At 67.0% G+C, this 5,981-nt stretch carries 4 protein-coding genes; all 4 read left to right on the top strand.

All coding sequences use genetic code 11. The features are described from left to right. The first annotated feature begins 16 nt into the window (after positions 1–16). The 4 genes from JX325_RS11800 to JX325_RS11785 all read left to right on the top strand — a co-directional run bounded on the left by JX325_RS11800 (position 17) and on the right by JX325_RS11785 (position 5,811). Entirely contained in the window at positions 17–748 is a 732-nt protein-coding gene (locus JX325_RS11800) for a LexA family transcriptional regulator (RefSeq protein WP_279380535.1), read from the top strand. Positions 749–900: 152 nt separating this feature from the next. After that, positions 901–2,340 carry a proline--tRNA ligase gene (gene proS / locus JX325_RS11795; protein ID WP_204791313.1) on the top strand — a complete coding sequence of 480 codons (1,440 nt, stop codon included), beginning with the start codon at positions 901–903 and terminating at the stop codon, positions 2,338–2,340. Positions 2,341–2,398: 58 nt separating this feature from the next. Then, positions 2,399–3,127 carry a heparan-alpha-glucosaminide N-acetyltransferase gene (locus JX325_RS11790; RefSeq protein ID WP_204791312.1) on the top strand — a complete coding sequence of 243 codons (729 nt, stop codon included), beginning with the start codon at positions 2,399–2,401 and terminating at the stop codon, positions 3,125–3,127. Between the two features lie 41 nt (positions 3,128–3,168). After that, on the top strand, positions 3,169–5,811 hold the full coding sequence (locus JX325_RS11785; protein ID WP_204791311.1) for a translation factor GTPase family protein: 2,643 nt from the start codon (positions 3,169–3,171) through the stop codon (positions 5,809–5,811). Positions 5,812–5,981 lie beyond the last annotated feature (170 nt).

The raw sequence follows: 5,981 nt of genomic DNA, 5'->3' as shown, positions 1-5,981 counted from the left end.
GTCGTTTGGCTAGAGGATGCGGGCCCGGCGGGGGGTATTGGATATGACCAGGGCCGAGCTGGCCGCTTTGCTGGGGGTCTCCCCTTCCGCCGTGGGAAATTATGAGACGGGGGTCAGCTTTCCCAAGGAGGAGATTATGCTGCGGCTCTTTGACTCCCTGGAGGTGGACCCGAACACCTTGTTTCAAGACAGCTTTCAGTACAACAAGCGGGCCTTGGACCCGAAGGAACAGAGGCTGCTGGAAGGATACCGGGGGCTGTCCGCTTTGGGGCGGGAGACGGTGCGGACCATGGTGGAGGCGCTGTGCGCCTGCCGGGACGAGGCGGAGAAGTCCCCTGGAGCGGCGGAGCCCCGGATGATCCCCCTCTACCGGACCCCTGCCGCCGCCGGGTACGCCGCCCCGGCCTTTGGGGAGGATTTTGATTACATTCCCGTCACGGGGGACGTGCCCCCGGCGGCGGAGTTCGCCGTGCGGATTCAGGGAGACTCCATGGCCCCCTACATTGCCGACGGGTCTGTGGCCTATGTGAACCGGGACCCCTTGAAGGCGGGAGACGTGGGAATTTTCTGCGTGGATGGGGACGTGTTTTGCAAGCAGTACTACAAGGACCCGGCGGGAATTGTGTACCTCTTTTCCCTGAACCGGGCCCGGGCGGACGCGGATGTGGTCCTGCCCTCCTCCGGCGGGCGGAGCCTGGTGTGCTTCGGGCGGGTGATTCTGCGGGCTTTCCCCCTGCCGGGGCGGTGAGGGCGGTTCCTGGCGAGAAAGCGCCCGGCGCTCCGCGATAAAATCTCCGGATGGACGCGCCCGCTCCCCGGAAACGGTTGACAATTCCGCCCTGGGCGGATAAAATAAACTCGTTATTTTAGGATCCTAAATAGGAAAGGAACGAAAACGCTATGGCTACGGATAAAAGACAAGTGGACGCCATCACCGCCCGGGACGCGGACTTTGCCCAGTGGTACACCGACGTCTGCAAAAAGGCGGAGCTCATCGACTACACCTCCGTCAAGGGCATGTTCATCTACCGGCCCNACGGCTACGCCATCTGGGAGAACATCCAGGGCGAGCTGGACCGCCGCTTCAAGGAGACGGGCCACGAGAACGTCTANCTCCCGGTGCTGATCCCCGAGTCCCTGCTCCAGAAGGAGAAGGACCATGTGGAGGGCTTCGCCCCGGAGTGCGCCTGGATTACCATGGGCGGCAGCGAGAAGCTGGAGGACCGCCTCTGCGTCCGCCCCACCTCCGAGACCCTCTTTTGCGAGCATTACGCCAATATCATCCACTCCTGGCGGGACCTTCCGAAGCTCTATAACCAGTGGTGCAGCGTCCTGCGGTGGGAGAAGACCTCCCGCCCCTTCCTCCGCCACCGGGAATTCCTCTGGCAGGAGGGCCACACCATNCCNGCGGACGAGNCNGAGGCCCGGGAGGAGACGNTGCGGATGCTGAACGTCTACGCGGACTTCATGGAGAACTTCCTGGCCATGCCCGTCCTCCGGGGCCGGAAGACGGACAAGGAGAAATTCAAGGGGGCCGAGGAAACCTACACCGTGGAGTGCATGATGCACGACCACAAGGCCCTCCAGGCGGGCACCAGCCACTATTTCGGGGACGGCTTCGCCAAGGCCTTCGGCATTACCTACACCGGGAAGGACAACCAGCTCCACCACCCCCACCAGACCAGCTGGGGCGTCTCCACCCGGATGATCGGCGGCATCATCATGACCCACGGAGACGACAACGGCCTGGTGCTGCCCCCCCGGGCGGCTCCCATCCAGGCGGTGGTCATCCCCGTGGCGGCCCACAAGCCCGGCGTGCTGGACGCGGCGGCGGCCCTCCGGGACCGGCTGAAAACCGCCGGGGTACGCTCCAAGATGGACGATTCCGACAATTCCCCCGGCTGGAAGTTTGCGGAATACGAGATGAAGGGCGTGCCCCTCCGGGTGGAGATCGGCCCCAAGGACATGGAGAAGGAGCAGTGCGTGGTGGCCCGCCGGGACACCGGCGAGAAGGTGACGGTCCCCCTGGCGGNGTTGGAGGAGACGNTGAAGAAGCTCCTGGACGAGGTCCATGACANCATGTACGCGCAGGCGCTCCAAAACCGGGAGGACAACACCTTCGACATCGCCTCTCCCGAGGAGGCCAAGGCCATCGCCGAGGGGAAGGGCGGCTTCCTGCGGTCCAAGTGGTGCGGCTCCTTGGAGTGCGAGCTGGCCATGAAGGAGCGGGCGGGGGTCAGCTCCCGCTGCATGCCCCTGAAGCAGAGCGGAACGGAGGGCGTGTGCCCCGTGTGCGGCAAGCCCTGCAAGACCGATATTTACTGGGGCGTGGCCTATTAAGGACCCAAAGGGGGAGCGGCGCTCCCCCTTTTTCCCACTCCAGAAAGGAGGCCGCTCCATGGAACGCCGCCGCTATCGAGTGTTAGACACCATCCGGGGCTGCGCCCTTGTCAGCATGATCCTCTACCACGCCTGCTGGGACCTTGTTTATCTATTCGGCATGGACTGGCCCTGGTACCACGGCTTCGCCGCCCACGTCTGGCAGCAGAGCATCTGCTGGACCTTCATCCTCCTCTCCGGCCACTGCTTCGCCCTGGGCCGCCATCAGCTCCGGCGGGGGCTGACGGTGTTTTTCTGCGGAGCTCTCATTACCGCCGCAACGTGGTTTTTTATGCCGGAAAACCTGGTGCTGTTCGGCGTGCTGACCCTGCTGGGATCTTCCATGCTGCTGGCAAACGGCTTCCGGGGCCTTCTCCGGCGGGTTCCNCCCCGGGCGGGGNTGGCGGGGAGCTTCCTTTTGTTTCTGGTGTTCCGGGACGTGAACGCCGGATATCTGGGCTTTGAAGGGGCCCGGTTTTTCCGCTTCTGGGATGGGGAACGGAATCTGTGCACGGCCTTCGCGGGCTTCCCTCCGGCGGATTTCTTTTCTACGGATTACTTTTCCATCCTGCCCTGGTTCTTCCTCTTTTTGACGGGGTACTTCCTCTTTCGCCTCCGGCCGGAGGAGGCCCGGGAGATCCGGCCGCTTCCCCTGGTCACCGCCATGGGCCGCCGCTCCCTTCTCATTTACATGCTCCACCAGCCGGTGATCTACGGATTGCTGGCGGTCCTGCATCGCGCCGGATAAAACCCCTGTCCGGCGCAAACCCTTTTNCCGGAGGTGCTTCCATGAACANGCTGGTCCTGGGCGTCCTGGCCCACGTGGACGCCGGAAAAACCACCCTCTCCGAGGCGCTGCTCTATCAGNGCGGGGCCATCCGCCGCCTGGGCCGGGTGGACCACCGGGACGCCTTTCTGGACACCGACGAGATGGAGCGGGAGCGGGGCATCACCATCTTCTCCAAGCAGGCGGAGTTCTCCCTGGGGGACCTGGCCGTCACGTTGCTGGACACCCCGGGCCATGTGGATTTCTCCGCCGAGGNGGAGCGGGTCCTCCAGGTTCTGGACTGCNCGGTTTTGGTGGTCAGCGGCTCCGACGGGGTCCAGGCCCACACCCGGACCCTCTGGCGGCTGCTGGAGCGGTACGCCGTGCCCACATTCCTCTTTATCAACAAGATGGACCTGGCGGGCACGGACCGGGAAGCCCTTCTGGCGGAGCTGAAAGCCCGGCTGGACAGCGGCTGTGCGGATTTTTCCCTGCCGCCGGAGGCTTTGGCGGAGGAGGCCGCCGTCTNCGACNAGGCCCTGCNGGAGCGGTANCTGGAGACCGGGGAGCTGGCGGAGGAGGACCTGACGGACCTTGTCCGGCGNCGGAAGCTGTTCCNCTGCCTCTTCGGCTCGGCCCTGAAGCTGGAGGGGGTGGAGGCCCTGCTGGAGGCCCTCCGCCGCCACGCGCCCCTGCGGGCCTATCCGGCGGCCTTTGGGGCCCGGGTGTTCAAGGTCTCCCGGGACGCCCGGGGGGCGCGCCTCACCTGGATGAAGATCACCGGCGGGGCGCTCCGGGCCAAGGACCTCCTCACCAACCGCCGCCCCGACACCCCNGAGGAAGAGGTCTGGGAGGAAAAGGCGGACCAGCTCCGCCTCTACTCCGGGGAGAAGTTCCAGCCCGTGGACAGCGCCCCCGCCGGAACGGTGGTGGCGGTCACGGGCCTGAGCCGGGCCCTCCCCGGCCAGGGGCTGGGCCACGAGACCGCCTGGACCGTCCCGGCCCTGGAGCCGGTGCTGGCCTATCAGATGCAGACGGAGGCGGACCCCTCCGCCGCCTTGAAGGCCCTGCGGCTCTTGGAGGAGGAGGACCCCCAGCTCCGGGTCTCCTGGGCCGCCGGAGCCGTCCGGGTCCAGCTGATGGGAGAGGTCCAGACGGAGATTTTGCAGCGCCGCCTGCGGGAGCGCTTCGGCATCGAGGCCCAATTCGGCGCGGGGCGGGTGGTGTACCGGGAGACCATCGCCGCCCCCGTGGAGGGCGTGGGCCACTTCGAGCCCCTGCGGCANTATGCCGAGGTCCATTTGCTCCTGGAGCCCCTGCCCCGGGGGACGGGCCTCCGCTTTGCCGCGGTCTGCCCGGAGGACCAGCTGGACGGCCACTGGCAGCGCCTTGTTTTGACCCACCTCTGGGAAAAGCCCCACCTGGGGGTCCTGACCGGCTCACCCATCACGGATATGAAAATTACCCTCACGGCGGGCCGGGCCCACGAAAAGCACACCGAGGGCGGCGACTTCCGCCAGGCCACCTACCGGGCGGTGCGCCAGGGGCTCATGAGCGCGGAGAGTATCCTTTTGGAGCCCTGGTACGCCTTCCGCCTGGAGCTGCCCGCCGCCCAGCTGGGCCGGGCGCTGAACGACGTTCAGCAGATGGGCGGCGAGGCGGAGCCGCCGGAGGCCCTGGGAGAGGAGGCCGTCCTCACCGGCCAGGCCCCGGTGGCCGCCATGGGGGACTACGCNAAGGAGCTGGCGGCCTACACCCGGGGACAGGGCCGCTTGAGCCTCCGCCCTGCCGGGTACCGGCCCTGCGGAGATCCGGAAACGGTCGTGGAGGCCCTAGGCTATGACCCGGAGCGGGACGTGGAGAACACGCCGGACTCCGTCTTTTGCGCCCACGGCGCGGGCTACACGGTGAAGTGGAGCGACGTCCCCGCCCAGGCCCATGTGGTGAGCGGCGTCCGCCCCGGCGCCCCAAAGCCCGGGGAAACCAAGGAGCCGGAGACCCGCCGGAGCGCCGCCTACGCCGGGACCATCGAGCAGGACAAGGAGCTCCAGGCCATTTTCGAGCGGACCTACGGCGCGGTGAAGCGCCGGGACTTCCTGCCCCCCAAGGCCCCCCGCCGTCCCGTCTCATCCGACGCGCCGGAGCGCCGGAGCGTCTCCCGCCAGCCCGCGGGGCCGGAGTATCTGCTGGTGGACGGGTACAACATCATCTTCGCCTGGGACGAGCTGGAGGCCATGGCCCGGGAGAGCCTGGACGCGGCCCGGAAGGCCCTGTGCGACCTTCTTTGCAACTACCAGGGTTACCGGAAATGCGAGGTCATCGCCGTCTTTGACGCCTATAAGGTCCGGGGGGGCCAGGGGTCTGTGGAGAAGTACCACAGCATCCATGTGGTCTACACCAAGGAGGCGGAGACGGCGGACGCCTANATCGAGCGGGCCACCTATGAGCTGGGGAAGCGCCACCGGGTCCGGGTGGCCACCTCCGACGGGCCGGAGCAGCTGATCATCCTGGGCCACGGGGCCCTCCGGGTTTCCGCCGCCGCCTTCCGGGAGGAGGTGGAGGCGGTTCAAGGCCAGATCGCCCGAATCCTGGCCCAAAACAACCGCCGGGGCCACGGGGCCCTCCGGGCCGCCATGGAACGGGCGGAAAAGCGAAAGGAGGAATGAGCATGCGGACGCTGCTGACCGCGCTGGCCGCGTATTNCGGCTGCGCNGCNGCCCGGCGGTACCTGGACCGTCCCGGCCGGCCCGAGAGGGACTATCTGGGGGGCCGGGTCCGGCGAAAGCCCCTGTGGAACGAGGGGGCGGCCTTTTCCCTGCCCATCCCGGAGGAGGCC

Origin of the sequence: Oscillibacter sp. CU971, from assembly GCF_905219725.1 — a bacterium.
Taxonomy (GTDB): domain Bacteria; phylum Bacillota; class Clostridia; order Oscillospirales; family Oscillospiraceae; genus Oscillibacter.
The sequence above is the reverse complement of the archived record's forward strand: the minus strand, read 5'-3'. Positions and strand labels throughout refer to the sequence as shown.

Excerpts from the sequence above, each read along its gene's own strand:
- JX325_RS11800 (WP_279380535.1), top strand. The coding sequence starts at position 17 with ATGCGGGCCCGGCGGGGGGTATTGGATATGACCAGGGCCGAGCTGGCC.